Source organism: Microbacterium xerophyticum (assembly GCF_053543555.1).
In genome coordinates, this window is sequence record NZ_JBLVOB010000003.1 from 109,008 (window position 1) to 123,860 (window position 14,853).

The 14,853-nt window shown below is 67.0% G+C and carries 15 protein-coding genes; 8 read left to right on the forward strand and 7 right to left on the reverse strand.

All coding sequences use genetic code 11. From position 1 onward, the window contains the following. The 5 genes from ACNPNP_RS01585 to ACNPNP_RS01605 all read right to left on the reverse strand — a co-directional run. Positions 1–603 (reverse strand): phytoene desaturase family protein (locus ACNPNP_RS01585; protein ID WP_448964315.1); only part of this gene is annotated, 603 nt, incomplete at its 3' end. Then, positions 600–1,067 (reverse strand): SRPBCC family protein, encoded by a 468-nt coding sequence (locus tag ACNPNP_RS01590; RefSeq protein WP_448964316.1) that lies wholly within the window; start codon positions 1,065–1,067, stop codon positions 600–602. The genes ACNPNP_RS01590 and ACNPNP_RS01585, both read right to left, overlap by 4 nt. Positions 1,068–1,142: 75 nt before the next feature. Further along, the gene (locus ACNPNP_RS01595; protein WP_448964317.1) at positions 1,143–1,715 is read right to left on the reverse strand and encodes an HhH-GPD-type base excision DNA repair protein; all 573 of its coding nucleotides are present in this window, start codon (positions 1,713–1,715) and stop codon (positions 1,143–1,145) included. Between the two features lie 40 nt (positions 1,716–1,755). After that, positions 1,756–2,763, reverse strand: coding sequence for a D-2-hydroxyacid dehydrogenase (locus tag ACNPNP_RS01600; protein WP_448964318.1), 1,008 nt, complete (start codon positions 2,761–2,763; stop codon positions 1,756–1,758). A 14-nt stretch (positions 2,764–2,777) separates the two neighbouring features. After that, entirely contained in the window at positions 2,778–3,614 is an 837-nt protein-coding gene (locus ACNPNP_RS01605) for an NAD-dependent epimerase/dehydratase family protein (protein WP_448964319.1), read from the reverse strand. 89 nt (positions 3,615–3,703) lie between these two features. Between ACNPNP_RS01605 and ACNPNP_RS01610 the strand changes: the two genes are divergently transcribed. Beyond that, positions 3,704–4,588 (forward strand): NAD(P)-dependent oxidoreductase, encoded by an 885-nt coding sequence (locus tag ACNPNP_RS01610; protein WP_473965281.1) that lies wholly within the window; start codon positions 3,704–3,706, stop codon positions 4,586–4,588. Next, positions 4,585–6,651, forward strand: a complete 2,067-nt coding sequence (locus ACNPNP_RS01615) for an alpha-amylase family protein (protein ID WP_448964320.1) — start codon at positions 4,585–4,587, stop codon at positions 6,649–6,651. The genes ACNPNP_RS01610 and ACNPNP_RS01615 overlap by 4 nt, the downstream gene beginning before the upstream one ends. Before the next feature lie 2 nt (positions 6,652–6,653). On the opposite strand, the gene ACNPNP_RS01620 is transcribed toward ACNPNP_RS01615, so the two are convergent. Continuing rightward, positions 6,654–7,307 carry a GntR family transcriptional regulator gene (locus ACNPNP_RS01620; RefSeq protein WP_448964321.1) on the reverse strand — a complete coding sequence of 218 codons (654 nt, stop codon included), beginning with the start codon at positions 7,305–7,307 and terminating at the stop codon, positions 6,654–6,656. 173 nt (positions 7,308–7,480) lie between these two features. On the opposite strand from ACNPNP_RS01620, the gene ACNPNP_RS01625 reads away from it, so the two are divergent. The 6 genes from ACNPNP_RS01625 to ACNPNP_RS01650 all read left to right on the forward strand — a co-directional run bounded on the left by ACNPNP_RS01625 (position 7,481) and on the right by ACNPNP_RS01650 (position 14,192). Next, on the forward strand, positions 7,481–8,392 hold the full coding sequence (locus ACNPNP_RS01625; RefSeq protein ID WP_448964322.1) for an aldo/keto reductase: 912 nt from the start codon (positions 7,481–7,483) through the stop codon (positions 8,390–8,392). A gap of 215 nt (positions 8,393–8,607) precedes the next feature. Then, complete coding sequence (locus ACNPNP_RS01630; RefSeq protein WP_448964323.1) at positions 8,608–10,254, forward strand: type 2 periplasmic-binding domain-containing protein; 1,647 nt, start codon at positions 8,608–8,610, stop codon at positions 10,252–10,254. Between the two features lie 41 nt (positions 10,255–10,295). After that, positions 10,296–11,258, forward strand: coding sequence for an ABC transporter permease (locus ACNPNP_RS01635; protein ID WP_448964506.1), 963 nt, complete (start codon positions 10,296–10,298; stop codon positions 11,256–11,258). Next, entirely contained in the window at positions 11,255–12,235 is a 981-nt protein-coding gene (locus tag ACNPNP_RS01640) for a carbohydrate ABC transporter permease (RefSeq protein ID WP_448964324.1), read from the forward strand. Before ACNPNP_RS01635 ends, ACNPNP_RS01640 begins: the two co-directional genes overlap by 4 nt. 71 nt (positions 12,236–12,306) lie before the next feature. Further along, positions 12,307–13,062 carry a ThuA domain-containing protein gene (locus ACNPNP_RS01645; protein WP_448964325.1) on the forward strand — a complete coding sequence of 252 codons (756 nt, stop codon included), beginning with the start codon at positions 12,307–12,309 and terminating at the stop codon, positions 13,060–13,062. Continuing rightward, positions 13,059–14,192, forward strand: coding sequence for a Gfo/Idh/MocA family protein (locus ACNPNP_RS01650; protein WP_448964326.1), 1,134 nt, complete (start codon positions 13,059–13,061; stop codon positions 14,190–14,192). The genes ACNPNP_RS01645 and ACNPNP_RS01650 overlap by 4 nt, the downstream gene beginning before the upstream one ends. A 1-nt stretch (position 14,193) precedes the next feature. Here ACNPNP_RS01650 and ACNPNP_RS01655 read toward each other — a convergent pair. After that, positions 14,194–14,853: LacI family DNA-binding transcriptional regulator (locus ACNPNP_RS01655; RefSeq protein WP_448964327.1), on the reverse strand; the 660-nt coding region annotated here is incomplete at its 5' end.

Genomic DNA, 14,853 nt, shown 5'->3' on the forward strand with positions numbered 1-14,853 from the left:
GGCGCCGGAGCCCGCCAGTCCTGGCAACGGCAGGATCGTGTGCGATGCGACCCCGGTGAGCATGGCAGGCGCGGCGTCCTCGCGGAATCGCGCGTTCCACAGGGGGCTGCCCTGTTCCATCGCGGCCAGCCCGAAGGCCAGGGCGGTGGGGATGTCACGAGGCGCACGCAGGAGGGTGTCCCCGGTGAAGTCGGCGACCCTGGTCGAGCGTTCGACCAGCGGGCGCATCAGGCTCGCGTACGCCTTGCCGTCCGCGCCGAGGCCGTCAGCCGTGCGACCCAGGTCCCGGTACGCGATCCCGGCCCTGCCGCCGTCGAGCGGATGCGCGAACGAGATCTCCGGCACGACGAAGGGCACGCGGTGGGGGAGTCCGAACTCCCGGAAGAAACGGGATTCGAAGGCGAGCGGATGCACCGCGGAGCAGACGTCGTGGTGGAAGCCGGGCAGCGTGAGCTCCTCGGTCGCCGCGCCACCGCCGGCGCGTGCCGCACGCTCGAAGACCCGCACCGACAACCCGGCACGTGCGAGTGTGACCGCGGCGGCGAGACCGTTGGGTCCGGCACCGACGACCGTGGCGTCGACATCGAAGGAACGCCCTGTCATGCCGTCTCCGGATCGGATGCCGCGTTCACGGGCATGATCCCCTCGGCCAGATATGCCAGCCGGTGCAGCGTCTCGGCGTTGCGCCACTGCAGAAGCACGTCCGAGACCACGCGCGGGATCGCCTTCGCCGGACCGCTGACCGCCTCCTCCTGGATACGGACCAGGCACCCGTTCCCGGACGGCTTGACGTCGATCGTCACGCGCGCCTCTCCGATCGGCCAGCCGCGCGCGGTCATCACCATATGGCGTGGCGGTTCCCAGGTCACGGCGCTGGTGGTGTCGTCGATCAGAGCTGGCCACACCCCGACGGAGTGGTGCAGCTGCGCACCCGGCTGCGGCCATGCGGCGTCGACGTCGCGCATGCGAGATGCGCCGACCACCCAGCTCGGGTAGAGCCAGCCGTCAGCCAGCACGCGGAAGACCGCTTCGGGCGGACAGTTCATCCTTCGGACGTTTCTCGACATGCGCACTCCCGGGATCGTTGCGACCAGTCTGCGTCACCGGATCCTGCGCTGGACCGGCCTTGACAAAAGCCCGGTCTACTCGGCGGCCTTCGCCGCCGCCTTCATCGCCTTCTTGTGCTCGCGCACCTTCGTCAGCGACTCGGGCGAGACGATGTCGGCGACGCTGCGGTACGAGCCGTCCTCCCCGTACGGAGCGGATGCCTCGCGCCATCCGGCGCCGGTGAACCCGTACTGCTTGCCGAGCAGGGCGAGGAAGATCTTCGCCTTCTGCTCGCCGAAACCGGGTAGCTTCTTCAGGCGGCGCAGCACCTCCGCGCCGTCAGGGGCGTCGCGGGTCCACAGCGCAGCGGCATCCCCGCCCCAGGCGTCGACGAGTTCCTGGCACAGCGTCTGCACGCGAGTCGCCATCGAGCCGGGGAACCGGTGCACGGCGGGCGTCTGCTTGAACGCTTCGAGGAAGGCCTCGGGGTCCATGGCCGCGATGGCGCCGGCATCCGCCGAGCCGGTGCGCTGCTCGATCTTGAGCGGACCGGCGAAGGCCGTCTCCATCGGCACCTGCTGATCGAGGAGCATCCCCACCAGCAGGGCGAGCGGATTGTCGGTCAGCAGGGCGTCGGCGGCGGTGTCTCCGGTGATGTGAAGGGCCATGCCTCCAGTGTGGCACCCCGGCACGGAGTTGTGCGGCCGTTCAGCGGCGGGATCCGCGGGTGAACAGATCCCGTGGCGAGAGTGCGTTGAGCAGCGGCTCGCCACTCCGGTACCGTTCGATGTTCGCCACGATCGTGTCGATCGATCGCTGCGTCTTGTCGGGCAGCTTGGGCGTCGCGTGCGGCGTGAGCAGGACGTTGGGCATGCCCCACAGCGGCGAGGTCTCGGGGAGAGGCTCGCGCTCGAACACGTCGAGTCCCGCGCCGGCGATGGTCCGTGTTCGCAGCGCTTCCACGAGTGCGATCTCGTCGATCACGGAGCCCCGTGCCATGTTGATGATGATCGCCGATGACTTCATCAATGCGAACTGCTCCGGCCCGATCAGGTGGTAGGTCTCATCGGTCAGGTTGGTGGCGAGCATGACGACATCCGCCTCCGGCAGCGCATCGGCCACCTCGGCTCCGTGATCTGCGATCAGCATTCGGTCGACGTCGGCGGAAGGGCCGCTCTCGCTGCGGGTGAGCACCGTCACATGCATCCCGAACGTGCGGCCCAACGCTGCCATGGCCCTGCCGGTGTGCCCGAACCCGACGATCGTGAGGCGCTGGCCCCAGAGGGCAGGGCGGTCGCGGAACTCGTCGCCGCCGCTCCAGTCGTGCGCGTCCTGCTTGGCGAGCGTGGAGCGGATGTCGTAGGTGAAGTTGAGTGCGAAGAAGAACGCGTGCTGCGCGAGGGCCTCACCGGAGCGGCCCGCCGACCCGGTGACGAGCAGTCCGCGGTCGAAGACGTCTTGGCGCGCGGAGTCGTTGAGGCCGGCATGGTCGCAGTGCACCCATCTGAGATGCGGCGCTGCGAGAGTCTCGTCGGTCAGGTCTCCTGCGAGGACGGCGACGTCGGCACGGGCGAGCTCTGCGGAGATCGCGGCGTCGTCGTGTCGAGGGATGTGCGTGAACCCGGCGGGTGCGAAGGCCGCCCGCAGCTGCTCGAGTTCGGCCGGCGTGAAGTCGACGGTTGCGAGCACGTGGCGGATGGGTTGTGTCGATCGCATGCGGGGGCCTCTCGTCATCGGTCGTCTCTCCAGCTGAACTTCGGCGAGTACCCGAGCACGCGTTTGGCCTTCTCATTGGAGAACAGGCTTTCATGCGTACCGAGCGCCCTGGTGAGTCTGCTCGTGGGGTGGAAGCGGTCGATGAGAGCCCTGGTCGAGGTCCACATGACCGTGTCGTCTGCGGCGAGGATGAATCGTTCGTATCCGGGATGGGAATGCTCGGACGCCAGTACGACGCCCTGAGCGGCGTCTCGTACATCCGTGTAGCTCCAGAGGTTGTAACCGCGACCTCTGACGTCGTCTTCGAACCGTGCGAACTCGGCGTACATCTCGGGCAGCACGATCGTGGTGAGCATCATCGCGCTGATGCTCAGGCCGGGGTCGTCGGCAGCCATCTGCTGCGCGATCCGATCCTCGAGGTACTTCACTGTTCCGTAATCGTGGCGAACCCGATACGAGGTCGGTGAGTTCTCCGTGATCGGGAGCTCAGCGGGAGGAGTGTCGAACGGGAGGCCGAGGATCGTCTCGCTCGAGGCGAAGACGATCTTCTGCACTGCGTGCTGACGCGCGGCCGTCAGCACGTTGTAGGACGTCAGCATGTTGTTGCGGAACAGGACGTCTCCGGCGGCGCGAGTGCGACCAGGCATGCCGGCGAGATGGATGACCGCGTCGAACCCGCCCTGGCCGATCACCCCGCTGACGCTGTCGAAGTCGGTGAGGTCGATGATGGCCGATCCTGCGGAGGGTGCGCCTGCGCGATCGATGACGGTCACGTCGTGGCCTCGGGTACGTGCACATGCGGTCGCCTCGCTTCCGAGGCGACCGTTGCCTCCGGTGATCGCGATCTTCACGTCGTGCACCTTCCACTCGAGTTGGTATATCGATACACTATCGAACACCGACAGTTCGCACCACCGGGCACGAAGGAGTTCTCACGCGTATGGCCACCATCGGATTCATCGGACTCGGAGTGATGGGGCGCCCGATGGCGGCCAACCTCATCGCTGCAGGACATCAGGTCGTCGGCACGGCCCGTTCGTCCTCCACCCTCGAACGAGCAGCAGCCGCTGGCATCCCCGTCGCGGGCTCCGTAGCCGAAGCGATCGCCGGCGCCGAAGTGGTCATCACGATGCTCCCCGACTCGCCCGATGTCGAGCGCGTCGCGCTCGGGAACGACGGCATCCTCGAGAACATCGGCGCAGGCGCCTCGTACATCGACATGAGCACGATCAGCCCTGACGTCGCTCGCGCGGTCGCGATGAAGTTCATCGATGCTGGCCATCCCGCGCTGGACGCCCCGGTGTCCGGCGGTGAGGCCGGCGCCATCGAGGGCGTGCTGTCGATCATGATCGGCGGTGAGGCCGCGGTGATCGAGGCGCACCGCGGAGTGCTCGAAGCGATGGGGTCGACCATCACGCACGTCGGCCCGACCGGCGCGGGGCAGGTGGTCAAGGCGGCGAATCAACTCGTGGTTGCCATGCACCTCCAGGCGCTCGCAGAGGCCGTCACGTTCCTCGAATCCCAGGGCGCCGATGTCGAGACCGCGCTCGCGGCGATCTCCCGCGGGCTCGGCGGCAGCACCGTCATAGACCGGAAGGCGGCTTCGGTGCTGGCGGGGGAGTTCGGACCCGGCTTCCGCGTCGATCTGCACGACAAGGACCTGCGCATCGTCGGAGCCTCTTCGGCGACCGCGGGGATCCGGCTTCCGGTGACGAGCCAGATCGCTGAGTTCATGGCCGCACTCGTCGCCGATGGCCGTGGCGGGCTCGATCATTCCGCGCTCGTGCTGCGCTCCCGCGAGCTCGATCGTCCGGCGTCATCGTGACGACTCCGCTCGCCCCTGCTCGACGTGCGCCGCGAGCGCAATGGCCGGCTCATCGGCACGAGGAGGCGAGAGCGGGGTGGTGGAACCGCGCCTTCGGCGTCTTCCAGACGAACCTGCGCGAGATCGATGTGACGCTCGACGTCGAGTCGACCCTCGACGACATCGAGTCGCACGGTGCGACGGCCTGGCTCCTCAACGTGGGCGGCATCCTCGCGCACTATCCGACCGACCTCGACTTCCACACGCGCAACCCTCACCTGGCCACCAGGCCAGGTGGTGACCTGGTCCGCGACGCCGTCGCCGCCGCACGTCGTCGCGGGATCCGCCTGCTCGCCCGCATGGACTTCTCGAAGGTGGCCCCCGAGGTCATCGACGCTCATCCCGAATGGGCGTATCGAACGGCGACCGGCGATCTGCAGATCTATGAAGGGCTGGTCAGTGTCTGCCCGAGCGGGGAGTACTACCAGCGCAGCATGTTCGAGATCGTCGATGAGGTGATCAGCCGGTATCGGGTGGATGGATTCTTCTTCAACTGGTTCGGCTTCAACGAGGTCGACTACGGCGGCACCAGGCACGGCATCTGCCACTGCGAGGCCTGTCGGTCCGCCTTCCGCGACGCCACCGGTTCGGCACTGCCGACGGATGCGAGCGGCCCCGGCCATCAGCTCTGGAAGAGGTTCGCGCAGCAGACGATCGATACGCTCACCGCCCGGATCAGTGCGCACATCGCGGAGCGGAGCCGCGACACCGCGCTCGTGCTCGGCCGGTCGGCCGACATCCTGTTCCATGAGGCCAACAACGCGATCGGACGACCGCTGTGGCCGCACGCCACGAACGAGCAGGTCAGCGCGTCGAGGGTGACGCAGCCCGGCAAACCCGCACTCGTCAACGCGGTGGCGTTCTTCGACATGCCGTACCGGATGGCCGATGAGCAGCCGGAGATGCTCGGGCAGTATCTGATCCAGGCGATCGCGCGAGGCGCGAACCCGTCGACCTACATCATGGGTCCCACCCGTGGGATCCGGTACGACGGACTCGAGGCCGCCGCCGCCGTGACCAGACTGGTGACCTCCAACGTCGAGGTGTACTCGGGGCTCGGTGCCTGTTCGCCGATCGCGCTCGTGCGTCCTGACGGGCTCCGTTCCGGTGCTGAGCGCCACGCCGAGTCACGGGCCGAGTTCACGGGCTGGTTCGTCGCCCTCCAGGAGACGCACCTGCCCTTCGACGTGCTGCCGGCGGACGCGATCTCGGCGGAGGTGCTCGATCGGTTCTCGGTCGTCGTGATGCCCGACATCGTGACGCTCACGCCGGAGCAGGATGCGGCGATCGAGGCGTACATCGAGAACGGCGGTCACGTCGTGGCATCCGCCGGCACCGGGTTGGAAGGCGCCGCCGGCGTCGCCCCGTGGTCCGCGGCGGTGCGCGTCGATCGGGTCGAGAGCGCCGGCTCCGAGCTGCTGTCCTCCTACGTCAAGCTGGACGACGCCGCGCACGTGGAAGGCTCAGCGCTCATCCCCAGGTACGGTCGCGCCTACGACGTGCAGTGGCGAGGCGACGCCGAAGCGCTGCTGCCTGTCGTCGAGCGCGCGCCCTTCGGGCCACCCGAGAAGGCGTACGGTCACGTCGTCGGCACCTCGACCGCATCGGCTCGCCGCCGGGCGGGAGGGGGCAGCGTCACGCAGCTGGCCTGGACAGTGGGTGCGAGTTACGGAGAGTTCGGGTTGACCCGGATCCGAGATGCCGCGACGGCGAGAGTCCACGAGCTGCTGGATGCGCCCGTGGTCGATGTGGACGCTCCCGAGCAGATCGAGGTCATCCTCGGTCGGTCTGCGGCGGGCCTCGTGATCCACCTCATCAATCACAGCGGGCAGCGTCGGAACGGACAGGGCCCGGCCGTGCCGATCCGCGGTGTGCGCGTGAAGGTTCCCGGCGTGGGTGCGGGTCGCATCGTCGACGCGCTCGTCGCGCCGTCCGGACTGACGATCTCGACCGACGGCGACGATGTCATCGCGTCGGTGGCGGAGATCGGCGCATTCGAAGCGCTCGTCGTGAGGGGGCCGTGATCTCAGTCGGAGCTTCCGCGACGGAAGTCGGCCTGTGCTCGCGACAGGTGCTGCGACAGCGCCTCCGCCGCGGCGTCGCCGTCACCACTGCGGATCGCCGCGAGGATCTGTTCGTGCTCGCTGTGGCTGCGGTGTGCGCCGTCCGGGTTGCTGCGCTGCACCTGCACCATGGCGATGTGCGCACGACCCATGAGCATCGCGTGCAGGTCGGCGAGGTTTCTCAGCCCTGCCGCTTCGACCAGAGCCGTGTGAAACGCGACGTCGGCGGTCGCCACCGCGTCGCGGTCGCCCCTGCTGGCGGCGCTGATCAGGTCGGCCTCGGCCCTCTCGGCGTCGTTCAACGACTTCCCGGACGCCGCGGAGCGCCGCACCGCCGCGCCCTCGATGATCTGCCTGGTCTCGTACAGATCGATGACGTCCTTCTCGGTGAGACGCGGGATCTGGGCCGAACGATGCGGGGAACGCTCGAGGAATCCCGCTGCGACCAGGCGTTCGACCGCGGCTTTCGCGGTCGAGCGGGCGACCCCGAAGTCCTCGGACACCCGTACCTCGGTGAGCGGGGAGCCCGGCTCGTACTCGGCGTTGATGATCGCGAGGCGCAGCGACTCGGACACGGCGTCGACGAGGGAGACGGTGCGAACCGAAAGTGCGGGCAATGGAACCTCCATGAGGTGTTTTCGTCAATCATGTCATTGAGGATTGTCCTACGAGTTTACATGTCGTATGGTGTTACACGGTGATCAACTCATCGGCGAGACTCTCCGGGCGACCGCAGATCACCTTCGACGTCAACCGTCGCGACGACGCGACATGGAAAGGACTGCAGCGAATGCACACCCAGACCCCGCGCGGCACGGATGCCGTCCAGGCGGAGCGTCGCCTCGGAGGCGTCCGCATCGGCGCGATCGGGCTCGGCACGCAGAACCTCTCCGTGCCGGGGCGTCCGGATCGCGAGACGGCGATCGCGACGGTGCATGCGGCTCTGGACTCTGGCGTCACGCTCTTCGATTCGTCGGACGCGTACACGACCGAGCAGGATGGGCAGGGCCACAATGAGCTGCTCGTGGTCGAGGCGCTGAGGCGCTATGACGGCGACACCTCCGACGTGATCCTCTCGACCAAGGGCGGTCTCATCTATCGTGACGGCGCCATGTGGATCCGCAACGGCAAGCCCGCGTACCTCAAGGAGGCCGCGAAGGCATCGCTGAAGCGCATCGGCGGCGATGCGCTCGAGCTGTACCACCTGCACAAGAAGGACCCGGACCACGACTTCGGCGACTCCATCACGGCCCTGCGGGATCTGCTCGATGAGGGCATCATCAAGCGTGCCGGGATCTCGAACGTCGATCTCGACGAGATCCTTCTCGCGCAGGAGATCCTCGACGGGCGGGTGGCATCGATCGAGAATCACTTCTCGCTCGGCCACCGCGACCAGCGTGCCGAGATGGAGTATGCCGCCGAACACGGCATCGCCTACCTGCTCTGGGGGCCGCTGGGCGGACTCGGCGGCGCCGCGAAGATCGCGGAGCGGCATCCCGCACTGCGCCGGATCTCTCTCGAGCGCGGAGTGAGCCCTCAGCGCGTCGCTCTCGCGTGGGAGCTGAGGCAGTCCCCGACCGTCGTGCCGATTCCGGGCGCGATCTCGGCGGAGCAGGCGGCCGATTCCGCTGCTGCCGCATCGTTCGAGCTGAGTGACGAAGAGATCGCCCTGCTCGACGCCGACACCGGGCAGAGCGAATGAACAGCATCCGATCCGTCCGCGATTCCCGCTGAGAACCAGGCCACAGACATGTATGAGCGTGCGTTGACTTCCGAGTGGTGTATCGAAATACTTGGGAACTCGACGCACGGTCCCCGATTCCGACCGAACAACCATCGACCAGCCGATCAACGATCCGAGTCCCGCTCGATCCGTCGAGCCCGACCCGTCCCAAACAAATCACACGAAGGAGTGTCATGAATGCGTTCGAAGGTGTATCCGACCTGAAGACGAGTCGCCGCGGTTTCCTCGGTCTCCTCGGTTTCGCCGTCATCACCCCCGTCCTCGCGAGCTGCACCACTGCGGCGGGATCCGGCGGCGGTGCCGGCGGTGGGCCGATCGGCATCCCCAAGGGAGTGCTGCCCAACTACGTCCCGGTCGAGTACGTTGCTCCTGACATCCCAGGCATCGACGGGTCGACCCCCGGTTTCCTCGAGTGGCCGAAGCTCGTGAAGTCGGTCGACAAGGTGCCAGGAGTCGGCGGCTCGTACACGGCGATGACGCCGACCTACGGCAACGTCGTCCCCGGTCTGTCAGACAGCAAGTACCTCCAGCAGGTGAACGAGGAGATCGGCGCGAAGTTCGACTTCCGGTTCACGGACAACAACGCATACCCGGACAAGCTGCAGGCCATCTTCGCGTCGGCGAAGGACGTCCCGGACTTCGTCACCATCGCCGAGCACAACATCCCCGCACGTTTCGATCAGGCCCTTCCCGGCTTGTTCCAGGACATGGGGGAGTACCTCAGCGCCGAGAAGGTAGAGAAGTACCCCAACCTCGCGAACATCCCCACGAACGCGTGGAAGTCGTGCGTGTTCGAGGGCAAGCTGTACGGGCTCCCGTATCCGTCCGACCGGATGTCGGGCTCGTCGTTCTACCGCAAGGACCTGTTCGATGAGATGGGCATCACCGAGCTGCCGAAGAACGCGGATGAGTTCTTCGACCTGACGGTCGAGATCACGGATGAGAAGGCCGGCCGCTGGGCGGGCAACGACCTCTCCGAGACGGCCAAGCTGATCTACGCGGTGCCCCCGAAGTGGAAGCGCGAATCAGGCAAGCTCGTGCACAAGTACGAGAGCGACGAGTACCGCGGCTACCTCGAGTTCACGGCGAAGCTCTTCGCGGCGGGGGTGATCCATCCTGACGCCGTCGCAGGCAACAGCGGAGAGAACAAGGCGCGCTTCGAGTCGGGCAAGGTGCTGCTGACCTACGACGGGTACTCCGGATGGATCGGCTCCCACGTGCGCACAGTGCCGACGACGCCGACGTACAACCAGCAGCCGCTGCCCTGGTTCGTGCACGACGGCTCCGCGCCGCGGTTCTTCGTGAGCAACCCGGCGAAGATCATCACGTTCGTGAAGAAGCAGGACGATCCGGCACGGATGGACGAGATCCTGGACCTGCTCAACTACATCGCGGCGCCGTTCGGCACGACCGAACAGGCTCTGCTGCAGAACGGCTTCGAAGGGGTCCACTGGGAGGCGGACCCCGAAACCGGCGCTCCGGTCAAGACCGAACTCGGCCTCAAGGAGGTCGCCTCGACCTATCAGTGGCTCGTCCGTCCCCCGGTCACGCAGAACGCGCCGCAGTACCCGGACGTCGTCACCGACTACTGCAACTTCATGGCCGACTCGATGCAGTACGGCGTCGAGCCGGAGTTCTACGGTATGCAGATCCTCGAGCCGGTGCGGCTGGCGAGCCTGTCGCAGCCGTTCAACGACCTCGAGAGCGACATCGTTCGCGGTCGTAAGTCGCTCGACGACCTCGACGTCGCAGTCAAGACCTGGAAGAGCAGCGGTGGCGATGAACTGCGTGAGTTCTACGCAGGATACCTGGACGTCTGATCGTGAGCGTCATCACTCCGCTCGGCCCCGCCGTCAAGGCGATGGGCGAGGAGGACATCCGGCCCGAGCAGAAGGCTCGGGCCGGACGGCCGCGTCGCAAGAGCCTGTGGACGCGGTTGAAGCAGGACCGTTCGCTCCTGCTGATGACCCTGCCCGTCGTCGTGCTCCTGATCGTGTTCGCCTACGTTCCCATGCTGGGCAACGTCGTCGCGTTCCAGGAGTACTCGCCGTACGTCGGCATCCCGGGAAGCCCGTTCGTCGGGTTCGACAACTTCTCGCGACTGCTGCAGGATCCGGCGTTCTGGCACGCCCTCGGCAACACCCTGACGATCACCGCTTTCCAGCTGGTGTTCTTCTTCCCGCTGCCGATCCTGCTGGCGATCCTCCTGAACAGTCTCATGCAGCCGTGGTTGCGCACGCTGATCCAGGGCATCGTCTTCCTCCCGCACTTCTTCAGCTGGGTGATCATCGTCACGGTGTTCCAGCAGATCCTGGGCGGGGCAGGGCTGATCAGCCAGCAGTTGCGCGACATCGGCGCTGAGCCGCTGAACATCATGACCAACCCGGACACCTTCGTCCTGCTGCTGACGTCGCAGACGATCTGGCGGGACGCCGGCTGGGGCATCGTCGTGTTCCTCGCGGCGCTGGCATCGATCGACCCATCTCAGTACGAAGCGGCCGCCGTCGACGGAGCCTCCGGCTGGCGCAGGATGTGGCACATCACTCTGCCCGCGCTGCGCCCGGTCATCATCCTGCTGCTCATCCTGCGACTCGGTGACGCGCTCTCGGTGGGATTCGAACAGCTCATCCTTCAGCGCGACGCCGTCGGCGCCGAGGCCGCGGAGGTGCTCGACACGTTCGTGTACTACTCGGGTGTGGTGTCGGGCGACTTCAGTTACGGTGCCGCGGCCGGACTGTTGAAAGGCATCATCAGTCTGATCCTGGTGCTGGCGGCCAACAAGGTCGCGCACATGTTCGGCGAGGCGGGGGTCTACAAGAAATGACTGCTCAACCCACCACCGAGGCGCTCGTCACGCCCCCGGCGCCCCGCGGGCTGCTCGCCAAGATCTGGCACTACGAACCCGTCAAGCGTCCGGCCTGGCAGGAGAAGCCCTCACTGATCGTGACGATCAGCAAGGTCGTGACGCTCGTCGTCGTGTGTCTCGCCGTGCTCTTCCCGCTCTGGGCCGTCGTCCTCACGAGCTTCTCGACGCAGTCCGCGATCACGCAGGCCGGCGGACTCGTCATCGTCCCGAACGGGCTCACCACCGTCGCGTACACGCAGATCCTCTCCGGAGGCGTCGTCACCAAGGCGGGCGGGGTGACGGTGTTCGTGACAGGAGTGGGCACCGCGCTCAGCGTGATCGTCTCGGTGCTCGCGGCGTGGGGCCTCTCGCGTCCTGGGTCGGTGCTGCACCGGCCGATCCTCTTCCTCATCATCATCACGATGTTCTTCGGCGCCGGCATCATCCCGATGTACCTGCTGGTCTCGGGGCTCGGACTCATCAACTCGGTATGGGCGCTGATCCTGCCGACCGCGGTGTCGGCGTTCAACATCCTGATCGTGCGCAACTTCTTCCAGAGCATCGACCAGGGCATCATCGACTCCGCACGCATCGACGGCGCCGGTGAGTGGCGCATCCTCGCGACGATCGTGGCGCCGATGTCGAAGCCGGTGATATCGGTCGTCGCGCTGTTCTACGGCGTCGGCTACTTCAACGCGTTCTTCAACGCGATCCTCTACATCAACGACAACGACAAGTGGCCGCTGCAGCTGGTGCTGCGGGCCTACGTGCTGCAGGGGCAGAGCTTCGTCAACAGCGGCACGCTCGACACCGTCGCGCTGGACCAGGCGCAGCCGGCGTCACTGGCGATCCAGATGGCCGTCGTCGTGCTCGCCGTGGTCCCGATCCTCGTCGTCTACCCGTTCGTGCAGAGGCACTTCAAGAGCGGCATCCTCATCGGGGCCGTCAAGGGCTAGCAGCCCGTACCCATCCGCATCCGCATCCGATCCGTCGATCCATCACTATCCGCTTGGGAGCACGCAGCCAAATGTCTGAACGAAACACACCGATCCGCGTCACGGTCTGGGGCGAGAACCGGCACGAGAAGACCGATCAGATCGTGCAGGAGCTGTACCCGGACGGCATGCACGCCGCGATCGCAGACGGCATCCGCGCGCACCTCGGCGGCGACGTCGTCGTGCGCACCGTCACGCTCGACGACGATGAGCACGGCCTCACCGAGGATGTGCTCGCGCAGACCGACGTGCTCACCTGGTGGGGGCACCGGGCGCACAAGGAGGTCGACGACGAGATCGTCGACAGGGTGCAGGAGCACGTGCTCTCCGGGATGGGGCTGCTGGTGCTGCACTCCGGGCACTTCTCCAAGATCTTCAAGCGCCTCATGGGGACCACGTGCTCACTGCGGTGGCGCAACGAAGAGGATCGAGAGCTCGTGTGGACGGTGGACCCTGCGCACCCGATCGTGAAGGACGTGCCGAACCCGATCGACATCCCGCAGCAGGAGATGTACGGCGAGTTCTTCGATGTGCCCGCACCTGATGAGACGGTCTTCATCTCCAGCTTCTCCGGTGGGGAGGTCTTCCGCTCAGGGCTCACGTACAAGCGCGGCCGCGGACGCATCTTCTACTTCAGCCCTGGCGATCAGGCCTATCCGGTGTACCACCATCCGGATGTGCGCCGTGTGCTCGCCAACGCGTGCGTCTGGGCGGCGAATCCGGTCGAGCGGAAGCTGCCGGCGCTGGCCCGCACCATGCCGGTCCTCAGCACGGTGGATGCCGGATGAGCGAGCAGCCTCTGCGCGTCGTCGTCGTCGGCGCCGGCAACATGGGCCGCAGGTGGATCGCCATCGCGGAGGAATCGCCCGCATTCGAGTTGGTCGGTGTCGTCGACATCTTCACCGACGGCGCGCGTGCGGCGGTCGACGGAGTCGGACGCTCGGATGTGCCCGTCGCAGGGACCCTGGAGGAGATGCTCCAGCAGGTCGAGACGGATGCTGTCGCGAACGTGACCATCCCCGCTGCGCACTTCGATGTGACCAGGGCGGCTCTCGCCCGCGGTCTCCACGTCGTGAGCGAGAAGCCGGCGGCCGCCACGCTCGCGGAGAGTCTGGCTCTCGCGGCAGCATCCGAGCTGCACGACCGGCTGTTCGTCGTGAGCCAGTCGCGTCGTCACAACTCGCAGCTGCACGAGCTCAAGAGCCAGGTCTCCGCGTTCGGACGCATAGGCATCGCGACGACCGAGTTCTTCAAGGCGCCGCACTTCGGCGGTTTCCGCGACGAGATGGCGCATCCGCTGCTCGTGGACATGGCGATCCACCCCTTCGACTCGGCGCGGTTCCTGCTCGACGCCGATCCTGTCGCGGTCTACTGCGAGGAGTACAACCCCGCGTGGAGCTGGTATCGGGGTGACGCGGCGGCCACGGCGATCTTCGAGATGACCGGCGGTGCACGCTACATCTACACCGGCAGCTGGGCGAGCCCAGGGGCCGAGACATCGTGGAACGGCGCGTGGCGCGTGAGCGGCGAGGGCGGCAGCGCGGTCTGGAACGGCGACGACCGACCGCAGAGCGATCCGGTGTCCGCAGCGCAGATCGACGACCTCCGATACGGCGGGGTCTCTGAGGCTCTGCATTCGTTCGCAGGCGCCGTGCGCACCGGGGAAGCGTGCTCGGGAGAGGTGCACGAGAACATCCTGAGCCTCGCGATGGTGGAGGCCGCAGTGATCTCCGCGCAGCGAGGTCAGCGGGTGCGCATCGACGACGTTCTCGAAGAGGCACGTGCGCACGCGACCGCCTCGGCCGTCGAACGCGGCGATGACGGGGTGCGCGCTGCGCTCGAGTCATGGGGCGACGCCGGCGCGCATCTACGCGGCTGGGGCGCTCGCAGCGCGGCGCTCGATCCCGCGGGGGCGTGAGTCAGTCGTGAACAGCCGCTGTGGAAGCGCGAAGCACGAGCTCAGGATTCTTGAGCACGGCGTCGCCCTGCGGACTTTCGCCGAGCAGACGCAGCAGAGTGATCGCGGCGGCGCGTCCGCGCTGCTCCGCGTCTCTGACCACCGTCGTGAGCGCCGGAGTCATCCATTCGCCGAGATCGGCTCCGCCGTATCCGATGATCGAGAGATCCTCCGGCACGCGGACGCCGAGTTCGCCTGCGGTCCGGATGCTCGCGATCGCCATGGCATCGGATGCGTACAGGATCGCCGTCGGCGCCGTCGCGAGTCCGAGCATGCGTCGCGTCTCTTCAGCCGCACGCTCCGGCACGTAGTCGGCGAAGACGTCGTCGAACGGGGTGAGGCCCTGCGCGGCCAGGGCGGCCCTGAACGCGGAACGGCGCGCCTCGGACTGGTATCGCCCCGGAGTGCCGCCGATGTAGGCGATGCGGCGATGACCGAGCGCGAACAGGTGCTCGACGGCATCCTCGACACCGGCTTCGGGATTGGGGGACTCGACGTGGGCGATGTTGGTTCCGGGAAACGGCGTCCCGACCAGGACTGCGGGCATGCGGTTGTCCGCGAGCACTTCGAAACGAGGATCGTGCTCGGCGCCGTCGGTCAGGATCATGCCGTCGACGCCGGG

Excerpts from the sequence above, each read along its gene's own strand:
- ACNPNP_RS01590 (WP_448964316.1), bottom strand. The coding sequence starts at position 1,067 with ATGTCGAGAAACGTCCGAAGGATGAACTGTCCGCCCGAAGCGGTCTTC.
- ACNPNP_RS01595 (WP_448964317.1), bottom strand. The coding sequence starts at position 1,715 with ATGGCCCTTCACATCACCGGAGACACCGCCGCCGACGCCCTGCTGACC.
- ACNPNP_RS01600 (WP_448964318.1), bottom strand. The coding sequence starts at position 2,763 with ATGCGATCGACACAACCCATCCGCCACGTGCTCGCAACCGTCGACTTC.
- ACNPNP_RS01610 (WP_473965281.1), top strand. The coding sequence starts at position 3,704 with ATGGCCACCATCGGATTCATCGGACTCGGAGTGATGGGGCGCCCGATG.
- ACNPNP_RS01625 (WP_448964322.1), top strand. The coding sequence starts at position 7,481 with ATGCACACCCAGACCCCGCGCGGCACGGATGCCGTCCAGGCGGAGCGT.
- ACNPNP_RS01630 (WP_448964323.1), top strand. The coding sequence starts at position 8,608 with ATGAATGCGTTCGAAGGTGTATCCGACCTGAAGACGAGTCGCCGCGGT.
- ACNPNP_RS01635 (WP_448964506.1), top strand. The coding sequence starts at position 10,296 with ATGGGCGAGGAGGACATCCGGCCCGAGCAGAAGGCTCGGGCCGGACGG.
- ACNPNP_RS01640 (WP_448964324.1), top strand. The coding sequence starts at position 11,255 with ATGACTGCTCAACCCACCACCGAGGCGCTCGTCACGCCCCCGGCGCCC.
- ACNPNP_RS01645 (WP_448964325.1), top strand. The coding sequence starts at position 12,307 with ATGTCTGAACGAAACACACCGATCCGCGTCACGGTCTGGGGCGAGAAC.
- ACNPNP_RS01650 (WP_448964326.1), top strand. The coding sequence starts at position 13,059 with ATGAGCGAGCAGCCTCTGCGCGTCGTCGTCGTCGGCGCCGGCAACATG.